This is a genomic window from Streptomyces sp. NBC_01092 (assembly GCF_045039535.1).
Classification (GTDB): Bacteria; Actinomycetota; Actinomycetes; order Streptomycetales; family Streptomycetaceae; genus Streptomyces.
Genome location: NZ_CP108659.1, coordinates 10,741,764 through 10,766,840, shown reverse-complemented (window position 1 = coordinate 10,766,840; position 25,077 = coordinate 10,741,764). Strand labels below are relative to the sequence as shown.

At 70.4% G+C, this 25,077-nt stretch carries 18 protein-coding genes and 2 pseudogenes; 5 read left to right on the top strand and 15 right to left on the bottom strand.

From position 1 onward, the window contains the following. Window positions 1-5: 5 nt before the first annotated feature. From OG254_RS47890 to OG254_RS47835, 12 genes and pseudogenes are all read right to left on the bottom strand, one after another. On the bottom strand, window positions 6-1,955 hold the full coding sequence (locus tag OG254_RS47890) for an alginate lyase family protein (RefSeq protein ID WP_405594373.1): 1,950 nt from the start codon (window positions 1,953-1,955) through the stop codon (window positions 6-8). Further along, the gene (locus tag OG254_RS47885) at window positions 1,952-4,132 is read right to left on the bottom strand and encodes a bi-domain-containing oxidoreductase (RefSeq protein WP_405594370.1); all 2,181 of its coding nucleotides are present in this window, start codon (window positions 4,130-4,132) and stop codon (window positions 1,952-1,954) included. Before OG254_RS47885 ends, OG254_RS47890 begins: the two co-directional genes overlap by 4 nt. A 17-nt stretch (window positions 4,133-4,149) precedes the next feature. After that, window positions 4,150-6,084 (bottom strand): asparagine synthase (glutamine-hydrolyzing), encoded by a 1,935-nt coding sequence (gene asnB, locus OG254_RS47880; protein WP_405594367.1) that lies wholly within the window; start codon window positions 6,082-6,084, stop codon window positions 4,150-4,152. Window positions 6,085-6,087: 3 nt separating this feature from the next. Next, window positions 6,088-7,614, bottom strand: a complete 1,527-nt coding sequence (locus OG254_RS47875) for a Wzz/FepE/Etk N-terminal domain-containing protein (RefSeq protein WP_405594365.1) — start codon at window positions 7,612-7,614, stop codon at window positions 6,088-6,090. Next, window positions 7,611-8,963: a Wzz/FepE/Etk N-terminal domain-containing protein gene (locus OG254_RS47870; protein ID WP_405594363.1), complete on the bottom strand. Its 1,353-nt coding sequence runs from the start codon at window positions 8,961-8,963 to the stop codon at window positions 7,611-7,613. Before OG254_RS47870 ends, OG254_RS47875 begins: the two co-directional genes overlap by 4 nt. Next, on the bottom strand, window positions 8,960-10,225 hold the full coding sequence (locus OG254_RS47865; protein WP_405594361.1) for a glycosyltransferase family 4 protein: 1,266 nt from the start codon (window positions 10,223-10,225) through the stop codon (window positions 8,960-8,962). Before OG254_RS47865 ends, OG254_RS47870 begins: the two co-directional genes overlap by 4 nt. Continuing rightward, window positions 10,215-11,531, bottom strand: a complete 1,317-nt coding sequence (locus OG254_RS47860) for a nucleotide sugar dehydrogenase (RefSeq protein WP_405594359.1) — start codon at window positions 11,529-11,531, stop codon at window positions 10,215-10,217. Before OG254_RS47860 ends, OG254_RS47865 begins: the two co-directional genes overlap by 11 nt. Window positions 11,532-11,604: 73 nt before the next feature. After that, window positions 11,605-13,083, bottom strand: coding sequence for a sugar transferase (locus OG254_RS47855; protein WP_405594356.1), 1,479 nt, complete (start codon window positions 13,081-13,083; stop codon window positions 11,605-11,607). 660 nt (window positions 13,084-13,743) lie between these two features. Beyond that, window positions 13,744-14,049, bottom strand: coding sequence for a sensor histidine kinase (locus OG254_RS47850; RefSeq protein ID WP_405595626.1), 306 nt, complete (start codon window positions 14,047-14,049; stop codon window positions 13,744-13,746). Between the two features lie 9 nt (window positions 14,050-14,058). After that, window positions 14,059-14,345 (bottom strand): annotated as a pseudogene (locus OG254_RS47845) (response regulator); the annotation flags it as partial. Between the two features lie 224 nt (window positions 14,346-14,569). Beyond that, window positions 14,570-14,806 (bottom strand): hypothetical protein, encoded by a 237-nt coding sequence (locus tag OG254_RS47840; RefSeq protein WP_405594353.1) that lies wholly within the window; start codon window positions 14,804-14,806, stop codon window positions 14,570-14,572. A gap of 169 nt (window positions 14,807-14,975) precedes the next feature. Next, window positions 14,976-15,599, bottom strand: a complete 624-nt coding sequence (locus tag OG254_RS47835; RefSeq protein ID WP_405594351.1) for a CGNR zinc finger domain-containing protein — start codon at window positions 15,597-15,599, stop codon at window positions 14,976-14,978. 196 nt (window positions 15,600-15,795) lie between these two features. On the opposite strand from OG254_RS47835, the gene OG254_RS47830 reads away from it, so the two are divergent. The 3 genes and pseudogenes from OG254_RS47830 to OG254_RS47820 all read left to right on the top strand — a co-directional run bounded on the left by OG254_RS47830 (window position 15,796) and on the right by OG254_RS47820 (window position 18,277). Beyond that, on the top strand, window positions 15,796-16,533 hold the full coding sequence (locus OG254_RS47830; RefSeq protein ID WP_405594349.1) for an alpha/beta fold hydrolase: 738 nt from the start codon (window positions 15,796-15,798) through the stop codon (window positions 16,531-16,533). Then, complete coding sequence (locus tag OG254_RS47825; protein ID WP_405594347.1) at window positions 16,530-17,384, top strand: alpha/beta fold hydrolase; 855 nt, start codon at window positions 16,530-16,532, stop codon at window positions 17,382-17,384. Before OG254_RS47830 ends, OG254_RS47825 begins: the two co-directional genes overlap by 4 nt. A 123-nt stretch (window positions 17,385-17,507) precedes the next feature. Beyond that, window positions 17,508-18,277, top strand: a pseudogene (locus OG254_RS47820) (SDR family oxidoreductase). 82 nt (window positions 18,278-18,359) lie between these two features. Here OG254_RS47820 and OG254_RS47815 read toward each other — a convergent pair. Then, window positions 18,360-19,466, bottom strand: a complete 1,107-nt coding sequence (locus OG254_RS47815) for a hypothetical protein (RefSeq protein WP_405594345.1) — start codon at window positions 19,464-19,466, stop codon at window positions 18,360-18,362. Between OG254_RS47815 and OG254_RS47810 the strand changes: the two genes are divergently transcribed. After that, window positions 19,430-20,518, top strand: a complete 1,089-nt coding sequence (locus OG254_RS47810) for a helix-turn-helix domain-containing protein (RefSeq protein ID WP_405594343.1) — start codon at window positions 19,430-19,432, stop codon at window positions 20,516-20,518. The two genes, OG254_RS47815 and OG254_RS47810, sit on opposite strands and share 37 nt — an antisense overlap. 246 nt (window positions 20,519-20,764) lie before the next feature. Here OG254_RS47810 and OG254_RS47805 read toward each other — a convergent pair whose 3' ends face one another. Both OG254_RS47805 and OG254_RS47800 read right to left on the bottom strand, forming a co-directional pair. Next, window positions 20,765-21,427, bottom strand: coding sequence for a response regulator (locus tag OG254_RS47805; protein WP_384523517.1), 663 nt, complete (start codon window positions 21,425-21,427; stop codon window positions 20,765-20,767). Beyond that, window positions 21,402-22,574: a sensor histidine kinase gene (locus OG254_RS47800; RefSeq protein ID WP_405594341.1), complete on the bottom strand. Its 1,173-nt coding sequence runs from the start codon at window positions 22,572-22,574 to the stop codon at window positions 21,402-21,404. Before OG254_RS47800 ends, OG254_RS47805 begins: the two co-directional genes overlap by 26 nt. Before the next feature lie 175 nt (window positions 22,575-22,749). Here OG254_RS47800 and OG254_RS47795 point away from each other — a divergent pair, with 175 nt between their 5' ends. Next, window positions 22,750-25,020, top strand: a complete 2,271-nt coding sequence (locus OG254_RS47795; protein WP_405594339.1) for an MMPL family transporter — start codon at window positions 22,750-22,752, stop codon at window positions 25,018-25,020. Window positions 25,021-25,077: the final 57 nt, after the last annotated feature.

Below are 25,077 nucleotides of genomic sequence, written 5' to 3'. Positions count from 1 at the left end.
CCCCCCTAGCCCCGGAACCTGAGCACGGTGGTGAACCCCTGCGCGCCGTCGGCGAAGCCGTTGCCGACCAGCGTGGTGGTGGGTTCCTTGCGCCCGAAGCCGGCGGAGTACCAGCCCAGCGGCGGGTCGCTCTCGCCGCGATGCGCCCGCCAGGACAGCTGCCCGGGCAGGTCGAGCACCGCGGAGCGGTCCTCGCCGTCCCGGCTCCAGGTGAGCATGGCCCGGTCCCCCACCAGGTCCGCGGCGATCTCCGGGCCGAGGTGGAACGCCAGGCGCACGGCCCGGCGCGGGCCGCTCACCTCGTCGACCACCGTCAACTCCTGGCTCGCGGCGGTCAGCTCCACCCGGCGCCTGTGCACGGAGCCCTGGTAACCGTCGTGCTCGCCGCACCAGCGCGCCACACCCTCGCCGGAGGTCTCCGTCGCCAGTACGCGGCTGCGGGCATGCCGGGTCCACAGGAACGGGCCGCCGGAGACGGACTGGTCTTCGCCGTCCAGTTCAAGGGTGTTGTGGCCGAGGGTCGACCGGAAGTACTGCCGCCATTCAGGCTGCCCGTGGTAGCAGAACGTCCCCGGGTCGGCGAGCAGATCGACGCCGTCGTGCCGGACCTCCACGGACAGCGCGTCCGCGTGAGCATGCGCGGCGATGGACAGGAAGCCGTGCGGACCACCGTCGCAGCGGCACCAGATCTCCTCCGGCCCGCGCAGGATGGTAAGCCCCGCGTCGGCGAAGTGGGCCGGTCGGTTTGCCGGGCGCGTGACGGCGCCGTCTTTCGCGTACGGCCGGATGAGCGCGGCGAGCAGCGGGGTGCGCACATCGGTGCCGATCACCGTCGGCCACCAGTCGAGCCGGCCGAACACGGCGTCCCCGGTGGCCAGGAGCGAGGCCCAGCGGTCGGTGCCCGCGCCGTCCACAATCAGACCGTGCCCGTCGTCCGCGTCCCCCTGGCGCGGCGGCCGTAGCCGGTTGTCCACGACGGCCGCGAGCGCGTCGGTCATCCGCAGCAGCACCAGCCGGATCGACGCGGGGACCGGCACGCCTGCGGCATCCGCCTCGGCCACCGCGGCCAGGCCGAGCTCAAGGACGAGTCCGTGGTACTCGGTGGCCAACTCGCGGTTGAGGCCGGATTCGAAGGTGTTGCTCCGCAGATGCCGCTCCAGCGACCGCAGCGCGTCGGCTCGCCAACGCTCCGAGCCGGGGAACCATCCGAACGCGCAGGCCCCGGCGAGCTGCCCGGCGGCCTCGGCGATGATGTGGTTGTTCGCCGAGGACCCCCGGCTGGGGAAGGCGGCCAGCCAGCGCTGGTGGTGCCAGATCTGGTTCCGCGCCACCGGGTTGTCCTCGAACAGCCCGGCCGCGCCCGGCCAGCCGTCGAGCAGCCGGCGGATCCACACCCAGGACAGCAGTCGCATCCCCAACTCGATGCCGCTGATCCAGTGCACTCCGTGCAGCGGCGCGTTGGCCGCCCACCACGACCGCAGGTGCTCGGCCACGCGCTCGGCGTACCGCTCGTTCCCGGTGATCGCGTAGGCGGCGGCGAGCACGGTGAGGTACTGGTGCCGGGAGGGCTCCCAGATCTGCTTGATGTCCCCGACCATGTCCTCGTTGCGGTACGGCACGTCGAAGGCGTACCCCCACGGTGCCCGGCGCCCGGTCTTCGGGTCGTACGACCAGTCCGGGTCGACCAGGTCGTCGCGGTCCACCCCGAAGAACTCGGCGTGCCCGGCCATCAGCCGGTCCGCCTCGGCGATGAGACGTTTCGCGGCGTCCGGTGGCACCGCGGCGATCGTCCCGGCGGGCAGGACCGCGGTGAACCGGGCGCCGGTCACGCGCGGGCAGTCCGGCGGCGCCGACCGCCACCGTCGTCTGCGCACCGCGTCGCCCGCCCGGCCGCCGACCTCCCGCGGTCCCATCCGGGACAGCCGACGCAGGTACCAGCCCGCGCTCATGGTCATCGAGCGTCCGCCAGCATCACCGGCGCGCCGCCGGCCAGGCCGGCCTGTACCGCGAGGGTGGCCGCCGTGGTGGCGACCAGCGACTCCAGCGGCACCGGCATCGGCCCGCCGGTCCGCACGGCCTTGATGAACGCGGCCAGCTCGGCGTTCTGGCCCTTGTCCCGGGCCTTGGGCAGCCGCGAACTGACCCACTTCTTGGGCCCGTACACCGAGGCACGCACGAAGTCGTCGAGCCGCAGCACCTTGCCGTCCGCGACGAGGTCCAGCGTCTCCTTGGGGAAGCCGGCCGCGCCGGTGGTGACGTAGCTGATGGTGGCGGTGGAGCCGTCCGGGTAGCGCAGCACGACCTGCAGGTCCTCGTTGCCGGACGTGGCGACCGCGTACACCGAGACCGGGTCGGCGTCGAGCAGCCAGCTCGCGGTGTCGATGAAGTGTCCGCCCTCGCCGGCGAACCGCGAGCCCTCGGTGCCCTGTTGGAGGTACCAGCTGCCGTGCTGCAGTCGGCCCGCGTTGACCAGGTAGCGCAGGCTCGCCGGACCGGTCCGGGCGCCGAAGCGCTTCCTGGCCTCCTGCAACAGCGGCGAGAACCGGCGGTTGAAGCCCACCTGCAGCCGGTCGTTGCCGGACTCCTCGACCGCGGCGAGCACGCCGGCCAGCTCGTCCTCGGTGAGGGCCAGGGGCTTCTCCACGAAGACCGTCTTGCCGGCGAGGAGGGCCTTTCGGGTCAGCTCGGCGTGCGAGCTGTGCCGGGTGACCACGAACACCGCGTCGATGGACTTGTCGCCGAGCACGGCGTCGAGATCGGTCGTCGCCTCGGCGAAACCGAATTTGCGCTGCGCGTTGGCCGCTGACAGCGCCGTCGTGGTGACGACCGTGGACAGCACGACGCCGTCGCGCGGTGCCAGATGCGGCAGCAGCATCGACGTCGCGTAGTTTCCCGCGCCGACGAACGCCAGCCGCACCGGCGAATTGGCCGACCGGGCAGGGGCGGACGCCTGGCCGCCGCGTCGCACCGCGGGCACCGCCACCTCGGGAGTCTGCGCCTCCCCCTTGTGTTCGGGGTACCGGAACAGCACGGCCACGGCCTTCAAGTCGCCGTCCTTCAGGCGCTGGTACGTCTCGACGGCGTCGTCGAAGTCGGCGATGTGGGAGACCAGTGGCTCCACGTCGACGCTGCCGCGGGCGAGGAGATCGAGGAAGCACGCCAGGTTGCGGCGCTCGGTCCAGCGCACGTAGCCGATCGGGTAGTCGCGCCCCTCGAGCTCGTACTCCGGGTCGTAGCGCCCGGGACCGTACGAGCGGGAGAACCGGACGTCGAGCTCCTTCTCGTAGTACGCGTTCCACGGCAGGTCCAGGCGGCACTTGCCGATGTCGACGACCCGGCCGCGGTCCCGGCAGAGCCGGGCGGCCAGCTCGACGGGCTGGTTGCTGCCGCCGCCGGCGGCCAGGTACACCTGGTCCACGCCGTGGCCGTCGGTGAGTTCGGCGACGGCGGCTTCCACGGCCGCGGACGCGGGATCGCCGCAGGCCGCGGCGCCCAGGCGCTCGGCGAGCTCGCAGCGCGACGGGTCGGGGTCGACTCCGACGACGCGTACGCCCGAGGCGGTGAGGAGCTGCACCACCAGCTGCCCGATCAGCCCGAGGCCGATGACCAGCGCCACTTCGCCGAGCTGCGGCTCGCCCTGGCGGACGCCCTGCATCGCGATCGACCCGACCGTGCCGAAGGCAGCGTGCCGAGGCGCGAGGCCGTCCGGCACCGGGGCGTAGAGATTCTTCGGCACCCAGTTCAGCTCGGCGTGCAGCGCGTGCTCGTTGCCGGCGCAGGCCACGAGGTCGCCGACCTTCACATCGTCGATCCCGGGGCCGACCTGCTCGACCACCCCGCACAGCGAGTAGCCCAGCGGTGTGTAGGAGTCCAGCTTGCCCATCACCTTGCGGTACGTGGCGGGCACCCCGTTGGTGGCCACGCTCTGCATGACCTTGGCCACCTGGTCCGGACGGGAGCGGGCCTTGCCCAGCATCGACATGCCGGCCTCGGACACCTTCATGAGCTCGGTCCCGGTGGATATCAGCGAGTAGGCGCTGCGGACCAGCACCCCACCCGGCTTGCACCCCGGTACCGGAACGTCGAGCACCGCCAACTCGCCGCTCTTGTAGTTCTGTACAACCTGCTTCACCCGAACTCCTCTGATTCCTAAGCCGTTAACCGAGCGCTCTCGCCGGACCCAGAGGTCGCGTCGCGATACCAGTACTCGAGGGTCAGCACATGCCACAGATGCTTGGAGAAGTCCCGCTGCCCGGCGGCGTCCTCGGCGACCATGCGGGCCAGTGCGTCGCGGCGCAGGAACCCGGACTTGACGAGCACGCCGTCGTTCACGACCTCGCGCACCAGCGGTGCCAGATCCCTGCTCATCCAGGCCCGCAGCGGAGCGCTGAACAGACCCTTGGGCCGGTAGACGATCTCCCTGGGCAGGATCGAGGTGGCCGCCTCCTTGAGGACGGCCTTGCCCTGCCGTCCGGCGATCTTGCGATCGCCGGGCACGGCGAACGCCGCCTTGACCACCTCGACGTCCACGTACGGCACCCGCACCTCGGTCGACGCGGCCATGCTGGCGCGGTCCGTGTACGCGAGGTTCAGGCCCGGCAGGAACATCCGGGCGTCGCCCAGGCACATGCGGTTGACGAAGTCGTCGAGTTCGTTGTCCTCGTAGATGTCCGCGTGCTCGGTCAGTACGTCGTCGACCGTCCCGGCGAGTTCCGGATCGACCAGGGCGAGCAGCTCCTCCTGGTCGTACATGGTGTAGCTGCGCCGGAACGCGGTCTCCTCCGGCAGGTCGGCGAAGGAGAGGAACCGCTTCGCGAAGCGCACGGACCGGTACCCGCGGCGGCTCGTCGCGACCGGCAGCCGGTCCACGGCCCTGGACATCCCGCGCCGCAGGGGCCGCGGGATGCGCTGGTAGCGCAGCGCGAGCAGGTTGGCCAGGTGCTTGCGGTACCCGGCGAACAGCTCGTCGGCGCCCATCCCCGAGAGCATCACCTTGACCCCGGCCTCGCGGGCGGCCGAGCAGATCAGGAAGGTATTGATCGCGGCGGGGTCGCCGATCGGCTCGTCCAGGTGGTACGTCATCTGCGGCAGCAGGTCGAGCACGTTCGGGGCGATCTCGATCTCGTGCAGGTCGACGCCGAACCGCTCGGCCACCTGCCGGGCATAGCGCAGGTCGTCCGGCATCGCCTCGAACTTGGCGTCCTCGGCGCGGAATCCGATCGTGTAGGCGGAGATCCCGGGTTGGTCGCGGGCCGCGAGCGCGGTCAGGTAGCTGGAGTCGAGACCGCCGGAGAGGAAGGTCGCCACGGGTACGTCGGAGAGCAGGTGCTGCCGGGTCGACTCCTCGACGATGGCCGCGAGGTCCGGCTGCTCACCGCTGCGGGCCCGCTCCCGGCCCTCGGCGGCGACGTCCTTGAGGTTCCAGTACCGGCCGCGCTCCACCCGGCCGTCGGGCCGGCACCGCAGCCAGCTCCCGGGCGGCAGCTTCTCCGCCTCGCGGAACGCGCAGCGCGAGTCCGGCACCCAGTAGTAGAGCAGCGAGGCCACCAGCGCCGCATGGTCGACCTCCAGCGATCCACCGGTCACCGCGGCGAGCGCCTTGAGCTCGGAGGCGAACACCAGGCCCTCGCCGCGGCGGAGCAGGAACAGCGGCTTGATGCCCAACTGGTCGCGGGCGAGGACCAGTTCACCGGTGCGTTCGTCGAAGATCCCGAACGCGAACATGCCGCGCAGCCGGGGCAGGCAGTCGGTGCCCCAGCGCCGCCAGGCCTCGAGGAGCACCTCGGTGTCGGAGGTTCCGCGAAAGCGGACCCCGGCGGCTGCCAGTTCGGCACGCAACTGCGGCGCGTTGTACAGCTCGCCGTTGTACGTCAGGACGAGGCCGTCCGAGACCATCGGCTGGGCGCCGGTCTCGGTCAGGTCGATGATGCTCAACCGGCGGTGCCCGAGGTGCACTTCGCCGTCAGCGACGGGGTGGCTGTAGCGGCCCGCCCCGTCCGGACCGCGGTGGGCGAGGGTCTCGGTGAGCCGGTCGGCCACGATCTTGCCGTCCGGCCATCGATAGGTGCCTGCGATGCCACACATGTGCTAGCGCGCCTCCTGGTCGCTGTCCGGGACTCGTACTGCCCATGACGGCCGCTCCGTCCGCAGCCGACCCGTCACGTTCTCCCGGGCGAGCCGCTCGTTGTGGCCGCGCAGCGCGGTGTGCAGCCCGTCCCACAGGGTGCCGTCGGTCCGGTCCCGCGGATCGGGGTCGATCAGCACCACACCGATCACCGGAATGAGCAGGTCGGCGAGCTGCCGCGCCACGGTGTGCAGCCATGCGGCACTGGCGTGCCCGGCACGCACGACGAGCACGGTCTGGGTACCGAGTTCCGGGAGGCCGGTCCACGCCGTGCCGGGCGCGACCGAGCCGACGCCGAGCCGGCGCACCTCATGCGGCACGGCCGCGGCACGCTCGACGCCGACCACGTCCGGGCCTCCTGGCTTCTGGCGGCGGTGGGCGCGCCGCAGGCCCGGCAGATCATCGATGACGACCACCGGTCCGTCCGCCGCCAGTGCCCTGGCGAGGTCCAGGGCGATCACGCTCGTGCTGCGCGCACAGCCCAGTTCCAGCAGCGACACCGGTTCCGCGGAGCCGCGTACGGTGCGGGCCAGGGACGCGGTGAGTCGCGTGCGTGCCGCCCGGATCCGTCGGCGCTGCCACAGCCTGGCCGACCAGCGGGGCGTGCGGGGCAGCTCCGCGATGACCGAGGCGCCCAGGTTGCCTGCGATCTCCCGGCGCAGCGCGGGGCGGTCCGCCACCACGGTGCCGACCGCGGCCACCGCGAGCCCGAGGACGAGTCCGAGGACGAGACCGATCGCGCCGTTGGTGGCGGCGGCCTTGGGCAGGGAGTGCTTCACCGCGCGGGCGGCGTCCACGATCTGCGTACCGGCGACGATCCGGGGCGTGCCCATGCGCGCCTCCTCGGCGCGCTGGTCGAAGTCGGCGATCCGCGAGTTGAGCTCCGCCCGGCGGGCGAAGAGCGACTCGATGCTCGCCGACGCCGTCGGTTCGCTCTCCGGCGATCTGTCCCCGATCGCCTCGTTGACCTGGGCGAGTTCGTCCCGCATACGGTCGGCCTGGTCGCTCAGTGCCTTGGTCTCGGCCGCCGAGGCTGCCCGCATCCGCCGCACATGGTCGGCGACGAACGCATCCGCCAGCGCCTTGGCCCGGGCCACCGCTTCCGCGTCGGTGTCACCTGTCACGTCGATCTGCAGCAGGTTGTTGGTCAAGCCGGTGCCCCGGTAGTCCTTCATGAAGTCTTCCGGCGGTTCCGCGGACTTGAGGGACTGCATTGCCTCGGCGGCGATCCGTGTGGTCCCCAGCAGTTCCACGTCGGTGCGGATCAGCGTTCCGGTGTCGTTCGGCTGGTCCTCCTTGTGCGCGACCAGCACCTTGGTCACCGCGGCGGGCGCCGGCGGCCGCAGGACCGCGAGCGCGGCGCCGAGCAGCAGGCCGAGCAGCGCCAGGGAGCACCAGAGGCGGCGGCGCCTGCGCACCGACACCACCAGTGCCTGCAGGTCCAGTAGGTGAGTGACCGCCGACGACTCCGAAGTCGTGCTCGTCGTCATGCGGAACCTCCCGTCGCGTGGCCGGGAACCGAGAGCGCCAAAGTGGCGTCGTCCGGAGGCTGGTCAACAGACCGCGTCGGCAGGGCCTGGACCGGGTCGGCGACGACGATGCCGACGACTTCGTGTCCGCCGTCCGCACACGCCTCGGCGATGCCGGCGAGTTCCCCTGCGGTCCAGCTGCCCGCGCTGAGCACGACCAGGGCGCCGGACTCGGTGCCGCGGTCCGGCACCATCGGCCGCTCCACCGGAACTTCCACCACCCGGAGCAGCAGATCGGTCTTGGCCTCGGACACGAGCTGCCCGGCGGCCCGGCGGGCGATCTCGTCGCCCTCGGGTACGACAACGAGGAGCCGCCGGGGGGCCGGCAGCCGGTCTCGGAGTCGGGCGCACACCCGTCGATAGCGGATCCGTCTGCCGGCCTCGTCGCCGGATCTCTGCGGGGTCGGTATGTCCCACCGGGTGTCGACGCCGAGCAGTCGGCTGATCCGGGCTCGCGGGCCACGGCCTCGGGGCCGTTCGCCAGGCACGTCGACGGTACCCAGCAGCGTCGAGCCCAGCGCCGCGGCGATCTCCGGTTCGGTGCGCAGTCGGCGGTTCACCCGTGCCGCGGTGAGATGGCCGATGACGGCGAGCAGGAAGAACAGCAGGGCCCCGCCGACGATGAGTTGCATCCTCGTCGGCGGTGCCTCGCCGGTCGGTCGGGCCGCCGGCCCCATGACGACCATGCCGGCCTTGTTGGTCGCCGGGTCGGCCTCGTCGAGCTTCGTCATGGCCTCTTCCAGCGAGGTGCGCAGTTTCTCGAGAGCGGTGCGGGCCTGCACGCTCTCCACGGTCCTGCCCGGATCGGCCGCGTTGGCCAGGTCGGTGATACGACGGTTGGTCTCCACGACCTGCTCCCGCAGTGCTTCGGGCGCCGTGGCCGCGTCGGTGCTGCCGCCTGCGATCCGCGCGGCGAAGGTGACGAACTCCTGGGCCACGCGGTCGGAGAACTGTTGTGCGCGCTCCGGAGTGTCGGCCGTTCCCGAGATCTTGATGATGTTCCCGTCGGCGGCCTTGGCGCTCACTCGGTCCCGCAGCTCGGCGGCGCTGACGCCACTCCAGCCGAGCTTGTCGGCCACGGGGTCGACCACCGACGAACTGGTCGCGATGTCCACCTGGGTCAGCAGTTCGCGCTCTTCCCACTGTCCCGGCAGCAGTACGGACGTCGACGTCGTGTAGCGCGGCGGGAACAGCACCACCGAGGCGCCGTAGCCGACGAGCGCGCCCACCACGGTGAGGACGGCGAGAAGCCGCCAGCGCCGACGGAGAATCCGTCCGATCGTGACCAGGCGGATCGTGTCATCGTTCAAGGGCGCTGCCTCCCCCGTGCCCGGTTCGGGTCGCCCGCCGACACCGGACTGTGGTCTCGGCACGCAGCGGCGTAGGCGGCGAGCAGCGACGCTTGCGAGTTCCGCCAGGAGAGCGGCCCGTTGATCCGCTCCTGGCCGATCTTGCCCATCCGGGCTCGCTGCTCCGGATCGTCGAGGAGCAGCGTGATGAGCCCCGCGAACTCGGCCTCGTCGTTGGCGGGCGCGTAGACGGCGGCGTCACCGGCGGAGACTCTTGCCTCCCGGAGGTCGAACGAGACGATCGGCCGGCCCATCACCATGTACTCCAGAACCTTGTTCATGGTCGACACGTCGTTGAGCGGATTGCGCGGGTCGGGGGAAAGGCACACGTCCGCGGTGGACAGGTAGCGCACCAGGTCGGCGTCCGGAATGCGCCCGGTGAACTGCACCTGCTCCGAGAGCCCGAGCTGCCGGGACAGGTCCACCATCGCGTCGAAGGCGTCGCCGGCGCCGACGAACACCGCATGCCAGTCGGTCCGCCCGAGTTCGTCACGCAGCTTCGCGAGGGCCCGCAAGGCGTAGTCCACGCCGTCCTGCGGTCCCATGACGCCGAGGTAGCACAGGAGATGAGGCTTGCCGCGCTTCAACTCCGGCTCGGGCGCCACCGGTTGGAACCGGTCGGTGTCGGGCGCGCTGCGCACCACGAAGACGTCCTCCGGGCGTCGGCCGCCACGGCGCACCGCGACGTCCCGGTAACTCTCGTTCGTGGCGAGCACGATGTCCGCGGCCCGGTAGGTCCGCCGTTCCAGCGCGCACACGGCGCGGTAGAGCAGGTCCTTGCCGCGGTCGAACCGGGAGAGGTACAGCTCCGGCACCAGGTCGTGCTGGTCGAAGACGAACCGCGCGCCGCGCCGCTTCATCCACAGTGCCGGCAGGAAGAGCAGGTCGGGTGGGTTGCAGGCGTGGACCACGTCGACCGGGCCGACCTTGCGGGCCAGCCGGAACGTATGCCACAACGCCGATCCGTACTCCCGCAGGTAGCCGGCCGGACCTCCGGTGGCCGCGCGCAACGGGTAGCGGTGGATCCGCACCCCGTCGATCTCCGCCTCCGGCTCCGTGTCCCGCTTCTCCCCCTGGGGACAGATGACGTGGACCTCCCAGCCCGCGTCGCGCAGCGTCGTGCACTCCTGCCACACCCGCCGGTCGAACGGCACCGACAGGTTCTCCACCAGGATCAGCGCCCGCCGGTCCGGCCGGTCGCCCCCGGCTATGTCACCAAGCAAGGCCCACGTATCCCGGTTCGGCCCGGCGCGCTTCGGCGTCGGGTAGGCGGATGAGGTCGACGATCACCGAGCCGTCGCCATGAGGCAGCGCCGATAGGACGGCCGGCTCCCTGGTCCCGACCAGGTACACCTCGGCATGTTCGAGCACCTCGTCGAGGGAGCCCGCGAGCAGCTGCGCGAGGTGCGGCAACCGGGTCTCGATGTACTCGCGGTTCGCGCCGAGCAGCCGGGACAGGTTCACGTTGGGGTCGTAGATCCGCAGGTCGTAACCCTTGCCGAAGAGCCTCTCCGCCAGTTCGACGAGCGGGCTCTCACGGAGGTCGTCGGTGCCGGGTTTGAAGGACAGCCCGAACAGGCCCACCCGGCGCTTGCCGGTGCGCTCGACCAGCTCCACCGCGCGCTGCAGATGCGCGGAGTTGGAGGGCAGCACGTGGGAGAGGATGGGCACCGAGACGTCGGCCCGCTGGGCCGCGTGGACCAGGCTGCGCAGGTCCTTGGGCAGGCAGGAGCCACCGAAGGCGAAGCCGGGCCGCAGGTAGGCGGGGCTGATGTTCAGCTTGCGGTCGGCCAGGAACACGTCGATCACCTGGTGCGAGTCCACCCCGAGTGCCTGGCATATCGCGCCCAGTTCGTTCGCGAAGCCGATCTTGAGTCCGTGGAACGCGTTGTCGGCGTACTTGATCGCCTCGGCCGTCGGGATCGGCACCCGGAACACCTCGCCGGGCAGTCCGTCGTACAGTGCGGCCACCATGTCGCCGCTTGCCGCGTCGAGTTCACCGATGACGGTCTTGGGCGGGTCGAAGAAGTCCCGCACGCTCGTGCCCTCGCGCAGGAACTCCGGGTTGACCGCGACCCCGATGTCCACCCCGGCCGTGCCGCCGACGAACTTCTCCAGGATCGGTACCAGGAGGTTCAGGCAGGTGCCCGGGAGCATGGTGCTGCGGAACACGACGGTGTGCCGGCCACCCCGCTCGGCCACCGCGGCACCGATCTGCTCGGAGACCCGCTCCAAGTACGTAGTGCACAGGCTCCCGTTGGGCTCCGACGGCGTGCCCACGCAGACCAGCGACACCTCGCTGCCCATGATCGCCTCGCGGACGTCGGCGGTGGCGCGCAACGCTCCGGTCCGCACGACCTCGGCGATGAGCTCGCCGATCCGCTCCTCGACCACCGGCGCCTTGCCGTCGTTGACCAGGTCGACCTTCACCTGGTTGACGTCCACGCCGATGACTTCGTGCCCCAGGCTGGCCAGGCACGCGGCCGACACGCAGCCCACGTAGCCGAGCCCTAAGACGCTGACTCTCATATCCCGTCCCTCCCCCCAGGCATGCCCTTGCGGCCTGCCTTCCGTTCGCCAGCCGTTCTGCGCCCCCCGCGCATCAGTAGGCCCCCTGTCCCTGGAGCACCGCACGCAGCGTCTTCCACAAGATCACTGTGTCGAGGGCGAGCGACCAGTCCTCCACGTAGCGCAGGTCGAGCCGGACCGCCTCGTCCCACGGCAGGTCGCTGCGTCCGCTGATCTGCCACAGGCCGGTGAGCCCGGGCTTGACCAGCAACCGCCGCCGGATGTCCGGGCCGTACGCGGCGGACTCCTCCGGCAGCGGAGGCCTCGGACCGACGAGCGACATCGATCCGGTGAGCACGTTGAAAAGCTGCGGGAGTTCGTCGATCGAGTAGCGGCGCAGCACTGCTCCCACCCGGGTGACCCGCGGATCCCGGCGGAGCTTGAACAGCAGGCCGGCGCCCTCGTTGAGGTCGGCCAGCGCGGCCCGGGCCCCGTGCGCCCCGGAGACCATGGTGCGGAACTTGAAGAGGGTGAACTCGCGGCCGTCCTTGCCGACTCTGCGCTGGCGGTAGAACGCCCCGCCCGGGCTGTTCACCACCACGAGCAGCCCGACGAGCACCATCAGCGGCGAGAACAGGATCAGCAGGATCGCCGCGCCCATGCGGTCGACGACCTCTTTGACCGCCCGACGGCCCCCGGTGAAGGTCGGCATGCTGACCCGCAGCAGCGGGATCCCGAGCACCGCGTCGACGTGCAGCCGCGGGCCGGCCACCTCCATCAGCACGGGGGCCACGACCATCTCGGCATCACTGCCTTCGAGGTTCCAAGCCAGCCGCTGCAGCCGGTCCGGTGACCAGTGCGGGTCCGGTGTGACCGCGACGACGCGGTAGCCGTCGTGGCGGACATGCTTGGCGACGTCCTCCAGTAGGCCGATGACCGGCACTCCGTCCAGTTGGTCGCCGTCGAGCCCGCGACCGTCCGTCGTGCACACCGCATCCACCCGCCAGCCGAGGTGCGGGAACTTGCGGGTTCGGTTGATCAGGTCGCGCACGGTGGCCGGGCTTCCGGCAGCGAGCACCGGTCTCAGGCACTGTCCTTCCTTTCGCTGTTTGTGCAGCGAAAGGCGGAGCAGATACCGCTCGGTCATGGTGATGAGCGCGATCGCGGGGATCGCTACGAAGATCCAGAGCTTGATGTTGCGTGAGGTGAGGGCGATCCCGCCGAGCGCCAGTACGACGGTCGCCGTGAACAGTGAGCGTCCGAGCCGGCGGAATTCCTCGGCGCCCTGGCCGAGCACGGCCGGAGCCCACGACCGGCTCACCGCAAGCGCTCCCAGCACCAGCAGCTCGGTGCCGAATGCGAGAATTCCCCACTTCTCGTGCCAGTTGGCCGCGTCCCGGGACCCGAAGAAGTTGCCTATCGCCGCCACCACCAAGGCGGTCGCCACGGTATCGCTGGCGATCACGGTACGGCGGTACCGCTGCTCCCAATCGTTGGCCGGCTGTCTCAGTGCCCCGTTCGTCAGACGCCCACGCGTCGACGGAAAAGGGCCTACTAATCCCCCCTGCCGCACAGAACCCCCCCGGTCCCCAGTCGTTCGACGTCGTCGTCGCGCAACACTGCCCCTCCCCCAGAAGGCCCCCGCCCTCGCACTGTTCTTGCCCTCGGGAGGCCCCCGCCCCCCGCGTCACGCTGTTCCTCCCCCGGGAGGCCCCCGCCCCTCGCGCATGACAACGCGGCTGCTTCAGCCGCTAGTTGAACCTCGTGGGCACCAAGAGACGCACTACTGGCCGTCCGCGACACCTGACCGATAGATCACCATTTGTCGCCTCGTGTCCCAGCATGCGAAGCACGGTCAATCTAGACCATCGGGGCCCGCCTGAAGAGAGGGGTGTGTGGAAATTGTGCTCAAGATTTGAAGCCGGATCCACGGACCGGTGACCGTCTGTGGGTGCCCGATCACGGTGCCGCGCCTTGTGACCTGTGATGACAGGAGTTCGACGGGCCGCCGACACCGCGAACTCCGAGGCGTCCTGGGACTGTTGGCCGGGCCGCGCTCGGCCTTCTTCGGCTGGATATTGCCGGTGAGGACGGGGCGATGGATGCGGGTGTGGGCGATCGACGGCACGTGGGAACGGATCTTCACCGCGCTGCTCACGCAGGCAGCCGCCAAGGCGGGCCTCGGACATCAGTGAGCCGCAGCACTCTGCCGAACCCGTGGGCTGTGCCGCTGCTACGCCAGGGGCAGGGTGATACCAGCGGTCAGGCCGCCGCCCGGATTGGCGGTCAGCGTCAGGTCCGTTCCGTGTGCCGTGGCGATGGCCGCGGCGAGTGCGAGTCCCAGACCGCGGCCGCGCGGGGTGCTGCTGACGGCCGTACGTCCCGCACTCCGGTAGAAGGGTTCGGTGAGCAGTGGCAGAACCTCCTCGGTCACCTGGGGGCCGGTATTGCTGACGCGGACCGCGACCGACGCGGCGTGCACGGTCGTGTCGACCGTGACGGTTCCACCGTGCATGTTGTGGCGGACGGCGTTCTGCAGCAGGTTGACGTCCGCGCCGAGTTCCAGCCCGGCGACCTTGTCGCCCAGGCGGCGCGCCGCCGTGAGCATCAGGATGCGGCAGGCAGGGTGGTTCTCGACGATCAGTCTGCACAGCTGATCGCCTGGACACCCGGCAGATCCCGATCCAGGACGGCGGCGTCGTACTCGGTCACCGCCAGGTGCTCGAGTGCCGTTTCACCGTCGTGGACGATGTCGACCGCCATCGCCGCGCTGCGCAGACCGCTCTGCAGCGCTTCGGCCAGCATGACCTCGTCCTCGATCACCAGCACCCGCACCGGGCCGCCTCCGTTCTCCCGCCGGCCCGCCGTGGCGCAGCCGGACGTCGTTCTCGATCACATGCACAGCTCTCGAACGCTGCCGGATACGGGGCCCTCGCATCCGGCAGACACCACGGGAACAACGCTAACTTCCGCAGGTCACCGACGTTGCGGAGGGATTCGCCTGGGCAACGGGTAGCCCGCCAGACTCGGCTTCTGCCGACGCGCCTGAGGCAACCGTGTTATCGGGACACGGTGGTGGTTGCGGTGTCGTCGCCCTCCGGGGTGCCGACGGGCACACCGTCCTGGATGACCTCTCCCGGCTCGACATCGTGGGGCTCCGCACCCGGCACCTCCGTCAGAACGGGAGCGGGAGCGGGATCGGAATCCGCCGCGACCGCCAAGCCGGCGCCTCCGAGGCACCCGGTGACGACCATCGCGGCGGCGACCGCCAACCGTACCTTACGAGTCCGCTTCACTGTTCTCTCCTGTGCTGGTTCGCTTCCGCCGGTCGGGCGACCGGCGGTCCGCCGGGAACGACCGGCGGCAGAAGAACCAAACCAGGCGCGGTATATGGCCAACGTTTCGTGCCAGGTCCATGGCCGCCGCGAGGACCCCACCCGCGCCCACTCAGCGCTGCGAGCGGCTCTAGCCGGCGCTCGTCCGCGGGTTGTTGTGGGCCTCGTCGCGTGTGCGCTCGTAGTGGCGGGCGACCCTGACCCGGTTGCCGCACACGTTGGCGGCGCACCATGTCCGCCGCTTGGTCGCGGCGAGGAACAGCATCGAGCAGGACGGATTCGCGCAGCGACGCAGGGCGGCGAGTCGCTCGGGTGAGGCGAACAGTCCGATGGTCTCGTGGGCGACGGCGGCGAGGGCCGCGTTGCCGCCCTGCTCCGTGTGCCAGCGGGTCTGCGTGATGGTGCCGGCCTGGGACCTCACGATGCGCGGGCTCGTGGGCACAGCTGCGGCAGCCGCGTTGATGTCCTCGAGGGAGGTGTCCTGAGGGGGCCGACCGGCCAAGTGGGCGTCGAACACGTCGCGGATCGCAGCCCGAAGCGTCCGGGTGGCCTGGAGGCTGGGGGCGGGGCCTTCGGGGAGCCGCGATGCCTGCAGCGCCCACCAGGTCGCGCCGGCCGCCGGGGAGTCGATCAGATCGACCGGTGGCTCGGCGGCGAGCATCTGGGTGTCCGCAAGGTCGAGGGCGACCAGGGGTTCACCGCCCATCGGGAAACCGGCGCGCTGCATGTCTTCAAGACGGACCCACTCCTGCATGCACACCATGTTACCCATTAGCTTGCCCCGCCTCACTGCTGGACAGAGACCCCGAAGGCACTGGATCTAATGGATGTTAGCCAGCGGTTGCCATTACAGAACTAACGTGTATAGCCTTTCTGTATCCATTAGGTCGACGTGGTGGACAGAGCCATAGGAGGCGGCTGGACCACGTCCGGCAGATGAGGAACGAAGCATGTCCGCCAAACGCATCGACGTCGTACTCGTGCACGGCGCCTGGGCCGACGGATCGAGCTGGAGGAAGGTGATCGGCCCGCTCAGGGACGACGGCATCAACGTCGTCGCCGCGCCCTTGCCGCTCACCTCGCTGGCCGACGACGTCGCGGCGCTCGATCGTGTTCTGGAGCGACTCGAGGGCCCGGTCGTCCTGGTCGGCCACGCCTACGGCGGCGTAGTCATCGCGTCGACCCGCGCCGCGAAGGTCGCCTCGCTGGTCTACGTCGCAGCGCTGGCGCCCGACGAAGGGGAGTCCGCCGGCGACGTCTTCCACCGCGGTGAGCCGCATCCGAACAGGCCGCAGCTCGAGCCCGACTCCCACGGGCTGGTCTGGCTGCCCGAGAAGGACTTCACCAACGCCTTCGCGCAGAACGCCACTTACGAGGAGCAGGCCGTCCTGGCGGCCGCGCAGCGCCCCATCGCCGTGGCCTGTATCGGCGCCCTGGTGGAGCGGCCTCTGTGGAAGGACCGCCCGAGCTGGCCCCTCATCGCCGAGGAGGACCGCATGATCGCCCCGGACACCCAGCGCTTCATGGCCGAGCGGATGGGCGCCCGCGCCCGGACCCGCCCGGTCGACCACACGCCGCAGGTCACCGCACCCGGCGAGGTCGTGGACATCGTCCTCGACGCCGTGCGCGACGTGGCGGCACCCCAGCAGCAGCCCGTCTCGAACCGCCCCGAAGGAGAAGCATCATGACCGCGATCGCCTACCGAACCACCGATGTGAACGGCCTCAAGGTCTTCTACCGCGAAGCAGGCCCCTCCGACGCCCCGAAGCTGCTCCTGCTGCACGGTTTCCCCAGCGCCGGCCACATGTTCCGCGACCTCATCCCGCAGCTGGCCGATCGCTACCACGTCATCGCACCCGACCTGCCCGGTTTCGGGCAGTCCGACATGCCGAGCCGTGACAGCTTCACGTACACCTTCGAAGCCCTGACGGACATCATCGAAGGCTTCACCGACGCGGTGGGCTTCGACCGGCACGCGCTCTACGTCTTCGACTACGGCGCCCCCACCGGATTCCGCCTGGCCCTGCGGCGGCCGCAACAGATCACCGCGATCGTCACGCAGAACGGAAACGCCTACGAGGACGGGCTCAGCGACGGCTGGAACCCCATTCGCGCGTACTGGAAGGAACCCACGCAGGCCAACCGCGACGCGATCCGTACCCTGCTCGAACCCGAGACGACGGTGTGGCAGTACACCCACGGAGTCACCGACCAGTCTTCGGTCTCACCCGACGGTTACACGCTCGACAACCACTACCTCGCCCGGCCTGGCGCGCACGAGATCCAGTTGGACCTCTTCCTCGACTACGCGAGCAACGTCGAGCTCTACCCCGCGTTCCAGGAGTACTTCCGAACCCACCGGCCGCCGCTCCTGGCCATCTGGGGGCGCAACGACCCCTTCTTCCTGCCCGCCGGCGCCGAAGCATTCAAGCAGGACATCCCTCACGCCCAAGTCCAGTTGCTGGACACAGGCCACTTCGCGCTCGAGACACACGCGAGTGAGATCGCCGCCGCCATGCGCGGATTCCTCACGAACTGACCCTCGCAGCCCGGGCCGGTGGCTACAGGAACAGGAGCAGGAACACGAGCATGGCCACCGGTCCAGGCCACCCCGACAGCACTGTCACCGGCCACAAGGGCCGCCTTGTGAACAGGAAGCACAATGTCCCAGTCAGTAGCCATCGTCACCGGTGCCAGCCAGGGCATCGGCCAGTCCACCGCGGTCCGGCTGGCGCGCGACTTCGACTCGGTCGCGCTCGTCGCCCGCAACCGTGCCAACCTCGAGAGGACGGCAACCGCCGTCAACGCGGCAGGCGCTGAATCCCTGGTCATCGACGTGGACTTGCCGATCCCGCCGCAGCACGCACCGTCGTCGACACAACCCTCACCACCTTCGGCCGCATCGACGCCCTGCTGAACATCGCGGGTGCCGTCGCACAGGTCGACCTGTTCGACATGAGTGACGAGCAGTGGGACCACGGGCTCGCGCTCAAGCTCCACGGTGCTCGCCGCCTCACCGTCGCCGCGTGGCCGGCCCTGAAGGAGGCCAAGGGATCCGTTGTCCTGATCTCCGGCAACACGGCGGTCCTCCCCAAAGCCCCCTACGCCGCGGTGGGCACGATCAACGCCGCGATCGTCGCACTCGCCAAGGCATTCGCCGATCGCGGCATCGCCGATGGCGTTCAGGTCAACAGCGTCCTGCCCGGACCGGTGATGACCGGCCGCCGCCGCTCCCAGCTGGAGAGCTGGGCACCACTGCACGACATGACCGTTGAGGAGGCCACCGCGAAGTTCCCCCAGGAGGCGGGCATCGCACGCTACGGCGAACCAGACGAGATCGCCGACCTCATGGCCTTCCTCGTCTCACCGGCAGCACGCTGGATGACCGGCTCGGCCCTCCGCATGGACGGCGGCGAGGTCAAGTCTGTCTGAGCCCGTCGAGGTAAGGCGTGGCCCACAGATCGCGCGGCTGGGTTGCCCTGCTGCCGCTACGGCTGGCGTGGGTCGCATGTCGTCACTGGCTAAGGCCGTCCTCACCCTGGACAGGCAACGCTGACGTTGCTGATTGGTATGCCTCAGCCATGACGTGGAATGAGCGTTTCGGTGCGAGGCTGCCGTCGGGCATCAGCTTGCATACCCCGTAGGAGGCCATGTCGAGGTCGAAGCGCGGGTCGGCGTGGTGCGGGTACTCGTAGCCGGCGAAGGTGAACCAGAAGGCAGTGTCCACACCTTCCTCGTCGAAGACGGCGAGCATCTCCCGCAGGTATTCGGCCTGTTCTTCCTCGTCGCGGACGTAATTGCCGTTGATGCGGGGCGGATCGGCATCGTGATCGACAACGTCTACCCAGCCCATGCCGCCGCGCTCGGCTGCGCCCCGGTAGGTGCAGCAGCCGAACTCGGTGGCTGCGAGCGGCTTGCCGTGCTGGAAATACCCGCGCAGGCCCTGACGGAAGGCGTCACTGGCATCGCCGTAAGCGTCCGCACTGACGATGTCGAAGGGCGCCCAATCGACCTGTTCCCACGTTCCGGAAGCGTAGGTGATCTTTCCGCGGAACCGTGAGCGCACCGTCTCTACGATGTTGGCCAGCAAGGAGTTCAGCCGGGCCGGAACCTCGGCGAGCCCGGCCAATGCCTCGGGGGCACCGCTGCTCAGGGCTTCGATTCTGGCGAAGCAGTCGTCTCCGGGGAGAATGTCGGCGGCAAACAGGCTCAGCTCGCAGCCGGTGACGAAGACGTCGGCTCCCACCTCCTTGGCGCGGTCGGCACAGGTGGCGAAGTAGGGCAGCAGCTCTTCGGCGGATAATTCGCAAGGGAATGGTGAGAACCAGACCTCAAGCCCGGCATCGGCGGCGTGCCGGGCCGCAAGGGCCAGTCGCCCAGGGTCGCCGCCGGTGATCCGCACGGCATCGCAGTGCAGGTCGTCCGCGATGACGCGGATCTCGCGTCGCACCGCGTCGGCGTCGAAGACGGGCCGCGAACTCTTTCCGCCCGGAGTGAAGCCAGTGTCGTAGGTGATGCCTTTGGCTCGCATGGGATGCTCCTGACAGTTGATCGACATCTGTTGCTGCGTCTGGCCGGGCGTCGATGGGAATCGGTCCGGCGGACGGATCGCATGGACCACTCGGGGTGCGTCTGGAGATCAGCTCGACGGCGACCTTGGCCGCACTGCCACCTCGCCTTTTCCTGGGAGACGACCCGGGACCACCTGACACCCGTGTTCGGCGATCGGAGCCGAACATTAGGTACGAGCCGAAATGCCAGTCAACGGCGATCTCCTCGGGACCGAACTATTTGCGCTGGTCAGCTACGCAACTGACGATTGCAATGACAGTGATGGTCAATGCACGGCGAAAGAGAGGGTGTTGCAACGATCGGCGACCAGTGCACACACTGTGTGCCGAGACGACCGAATCAGAGGAACCGACCCCGATGCCAGGACGCAGGCTGACCCGAGCCGACCGGCAACAGATCGCCGCGGGGTTGGCGCAGCACCTGAGCTACGCCGACATCGCCAGACGCCTGAACCGTCCCGCCTCGACGGTGAGCCGCGAGGTCGCGCGCAACGGAGGACCTGGCCGGTACCGCGCGGAACTGGCACAGCTCGCGACCACCCACCGAGCCCAGCGCCGGCCGCAGCCCTCCGCCCCGGCACAGCGGACCATCGAGCATCTGGGCCCCGACCCCGATGCAACGGCCGCGTTCGTCACCGACCTCACCACAGCACTTGTCGAAACCGGCCTCCCACGCACCGCCGCCCGCGTGATGGCCTGCCTCTTCGCCTCCGAAACCGGCAGTCGCACCGCCATCGAGATGGCGCAGCAGCTGCAAGTCAGCGCGGCAACCATCTCGCACACGGTCCGCCTGCTGGAACGGCAGGATCTGATCCGGCGCGGCCGCGATGAGCGTGGCCGCCGCCACCGGTATTTCCTCGACGACAAGGCGGGCTTGCGGACCGTCGCGGCCAGCGTCGCCGCCAACCAGCGGTTCGCCGCCACCGCGCTGCGCGGCGCCGAACTCTTCGGAGCCGAGACCGCCACCGGATCCCGGCTCGCCCTGGCAGGCCGATTCTTCGAACGCCTCGGCGACGACCTCATGCGCTCCGCTGAAAAGCACTGGCGTGACATGGCTGGCGACCGGGGCGACGACTACACGCTGACGAGCCACGCGGACTAGGGCGCGTATCGAGTCGTGATCATCGGGTGGTCCTGGTGAGGTCTTTGATCCAGATCATCGAGGCGTGCAGGTGGAGACTGGCGAGGTAGCTGTCGGGAGTCTTGTCGTATCGGGTGTCTCACCGTCCCAGTTCCGGCCTCCTGGTACGTCACGCTCTGGGGCGGGTGAGGCACGTGGAGCCGACGTGAGCCGACCGGTGCACTGATGTCCAGGCGGGGACTCATGGGACATGGCCCGGCACCCGGCTCAGGTTCCGGGGAGGATACGGCGCGTTTCGTAGGCCCACATCGCGATCTCGACCCGGTTGCGGGCGCCGAGTTTGGCCATCAGGCTGGCCAGATGCGTCTTCACCGTGCTGAGGCTGATGTGCAGTGCATCGGCGATCTCGGTGTTGGTCAGCCCGCGAGCGACGGCGAGGAGCACCTGCTCCTCGCGGGCGGTGACGGGGGAGACCGGCTGGGCCACGGGCCGGCCGGCGGGCAGGTCCGCGAATGCCTGGAGCAGACGGACGGTGACGCTGGGCGCGATGAGCGCCTCACCGTCGGACGCCGACCGTACGGCCTGGGCCAGAAGGTCTGGTCCCGTGTCCTTGAGGAGGAATCCGCGGGCGCCGGCACGCAGTGAGCCGTAGACGTACTCGTCGAGGTCGAACGTGGTGATGACGACCACGGCCAGCGGGTCGGCGACGCCCGGGCCGGCGACCAGCCGGGTGGCCTCGAGCCCGTCGAGTACGGGCATGCGGATGTCGAACAGGCAGACGTCGGGGCGCAGTTCGCGGGCCAGACGTACCGCTTCCTGTCCGTCGGCGGCCTCGCCGACCACCTCGATGCCGGGCTGGGCGTTCAGCATGATCCGCAACCCGGTGCGGATGATCGTCTGGTCGTCAGCGACGAGGACGCGAATGGACACCGCTCTCGCTCCTCGCTCTCGGCAGTTCGGCTTCGACTTGCCAGCCCCGGTCGGTACCCGGGCCGGCTCGTAGTGTGCCGCCGAGCAGGGTCGCGCGCTCGCGCAGTCCGGTAAGTCCGTATCCGTCGCGACCCCGGCCGGTGCGCCGGCCGTTGTCGCGCACGCTCACCCGTACCGTGTGCCGTTCCGCGGCGACCCGAACGACGAGCTCGGTCGCGTCGACCGCATGGCGCAGCGCGTTGGTCACCGACTCCTGCACGATCCGGTAGACGGCCGCGTCCACGGCCGGGGGCAGCGCGTCCAGTTCGCCGTCGAGCCCCAGGTCGACCCTGAGGCGACCACCCGGGGTGCGCACCAGGCGCTCCAGATCCGCGACTCCGGCAGGGGGCGCCAGCTCGGCGCCGACCCCGCGGTCGCGCAGCGCGGCGACCATGGCGCGCATTTCCTCCAGCGTGCGCGCCCCTTCCTCCTCGACCCCCTCCAGCGCCTCGACGGTCGCGGACGGGTCGGTGCCCGCGAGCACCCGGCCCGCCTGGGCGATGATCACCATGGCCGACACGTGGTGGGCCACCGTGTCGTGCAGTTCCCGGGCGAGCTGCTCGCGCTCGCGGGAGCGCACCTGTTCCAACTGCCGCTCGCGAGCGGTCACCCGGAACCGCACGGCAGCCCCGACCACGCCGGGCAGCAGCAGGAAGACGAAGCCCACGACATTTTCGACGACCGGGGTCTCGTCCGTGACGGAACACAGCGCGCCGGCCGCGAGGATCACCGCGCCGCCCAGCACGATCTCGCGTCCCGATCCCCACCGGGGCAGCGTGTACACCAGCACGAGCACGACCGCGCCGGTGTACAGGCCGACGGGCTCGCGCGGTGCGGCGACGAGCGAGGCCACCTGAAGCAGGATCACCGAGCCGAACGCCAGCGTCACCATCGCCAGCGGGCGGGTCCGGCGCCACAGGGGCAGCAGGCACAGCCATACGGCGAACACCACCGCCACCGGCCGCCACACGACGTTCTCGCGCAGGGTGGCCTCCAGCGCCACACCGGCAAGGCCCGCGGCGAGCAGCGCCCAGTCCCGCCGCACCCGGGCGGGCGCGTCGGGCGGCCGGGGTTCGGTCCACAGGGTTCGCAGGTCGTCTCGGAGCACGGTTCTCAGCCTAGGGACCGCGGCGTGCCGCGCATCGGCCGAAAGGATGGGGCGTCACTCCGCCCCGGGGCCGACGGATCCGCGGCCCGCGGGCCGATGCCGCGGAGCGCCGTGGCGACGAGCCTCGGCATCGGCGGCCGTACAAGGACGGCCGACGAGGTGGTTGGAGGACCCGATGCTCTCGAAAGCCCTGTTGCGCCTGGGCGCAAGCGCCGCCCGCCATCCCTGGCGGGTGATCGCGGCATGGCTGATCGCCGCCACGCTCGCCGTCCTCGCCGCCGTCGCCTTCGGCGGGCGGACCGCGGACTCGATGACCGCTCCGGGACTGGACTCCCGACGGGCCGCGGAACTGATCGAGCGGACGGGCACCGGCCAGGAGGGGATGACCGCCCAAGTGGTCGTCACCCCCCTCGACGACGGTGCGACGTTCTTCGACGACGACGGCGCGCGCACCGCTCTCACGCGGCTGCGGGCCGAGGTGAAGCGGCTGCCGCACGTGCTCGGCACGAGCGACCCGGCGGGGGCGCTCGACGCGGGCGGGGACACCGCCGTGCGCGGCGGCCTCGTTTCGGCCGACGGGCGGATCGCGGTCGTCCGGGTGCAGTACCCCGACCAGAGCCGGCTGTCGGCCGAAGACCTCGACGCCCTCGTCGATCTCGGCGACCGGCTGCGCGCCGAGCTGCCGCTGCGCATCGAGATGGGCGGGAACCTCTTCTACGCCTTCTCCGACCCCGACGGCGGCGCGAGCGAGCTGATCGGCCTCCTTGCCGCGGCCGCGATCCTGTTCCTGGCGTTCGGTTCGCTCGTCGCCGCCGCGCTGCCGATCGGCATGGCGGTCTTCGGGCTGACCGTCGGGGTCGCCACGATGACGGTACTGGCGGGGGTGACAGAGGTCCCCACCTTCGCACCGGTCCTGGGCAGCATGGTCGGGCTCGGAGTGGGCATCGACTACGCGCTGTTCGTGCTCGCCAGGCACCGGGAGTACCTCGCGTGCGGGCTCGATCCGCAGGCGGCGGCCGGACGAGCGGTGGCAACGGCGGGGCGGCCGGTGGTCTTCGCCGGCGGCACCGTCGTCGTGTCGATCCTCGGCCTGGCGGTCGCGAACGTGCCGTTCATGACGGTGGGCGGGGTTGCCGTCTCGATCGTCGTCCTGACGATGGTGCTCGCGTCGGTGACGCTGCTGCCGGCCTTCCTCGGCGCGGCGGGCCCGCGCCTGGCCCGGGCCGGCCGGATCGGCCGGGCTCTGCAGACCAGGAAGCTGGGCCGACTCGCACGGCGGCGGGACCCGGCGGCAGGCGCCGCCCACGCCGCCGGGTGGCGTCGCTGGATCGGGCACGTCAGCCGGCACCCGGTGCCGTACGCGGTCGGCGCCGCGGCGCTGCTGCTGACGGCGACGCTGCCCGTGCTCGGCCTGCGCGTCGGCCTGCCCGACGACGGCTCACTGCCCCACAGCCGTACCGAGCGCCGGGCCTACGACCTCGTCGCCGAGGGATTCGGCCCGGGCACCAACGGTCCCCTCGTCATCGCCGCGGACCCCACCGGTGATCCGGGAGTGCTGGACCGACTCGTCGGGGCGGTCGCGGCGGATCCGGGCATCGCATCCGTCGCGCCGACGCACATCGATCGGGCCACCGGCATCGCGACCCTCGTGGTGTTCCCGACCACCAGCCCTCAGGACAAGGCCACGGCCGACACCATCGCCCGGCTGCGCACCGACGTGCTGCCCACGGCGATCGGGCACGGCCCGGCCAGGGCCCACGTCGGCGGCGCCGCCGCGAGCCTGTCCGATGTGGGCCAACGCACCAGCCAACGCCTGCCGGTGATCGTCGCCGCCGTGCTGGCGATGTCGTTCCTGCTGCTGATGCTGGTCTTCCGCTCGATACTCGTACCGCTGAAGGCGGTACTGCTGAATCTGCTGAGCATCGGCGCGGCCTACGGCATCATGGTCGCGGTCTTCCAGTGGGGCTGGGGAGGCGCACTCATCGGGCTGGAAGCGACTGTTCCGATCGTGTCGTTCATCCCGACGTTCCTCTTCGCCATCCTGTTCGGCCTGTCGATGGACTACGAGGTGTTCCTCCTCTCCCGCGTACGCGAGGAGTACCTGCGCACCGGCGACAACGGCACGGCGATCGTTGAGGGCGTCTCGGGCACCGCCCGGATCATCACCTCGGCCGCCCTCATCATGGTGGCGGTCTTCCTGTCCTTCGCCGTCGCCGAGGACCCCTCCACCAAAATGTTCGGGCTCGGCCTGGCCACCGCGATCTTCATCGACGCCACGGTCGTACGCATGGTGCTGGTACCGGCGACCATGACACTCCTCGGCCGGACCAACTGGTGGCTGCCGAAGTGGCTGGACCGGATGCTTCCCCGCGGCCCGGTCGGCACCGACGACACCGACGCGGAATCCACGGGTGAGGCCCCGCGTCCACGGCTGGTTGACCGTTGACTCAACTCCCGCCGGCCCTTGGCGTCCGGCACCTCAGCGCGTCACCCAGGGGCATAT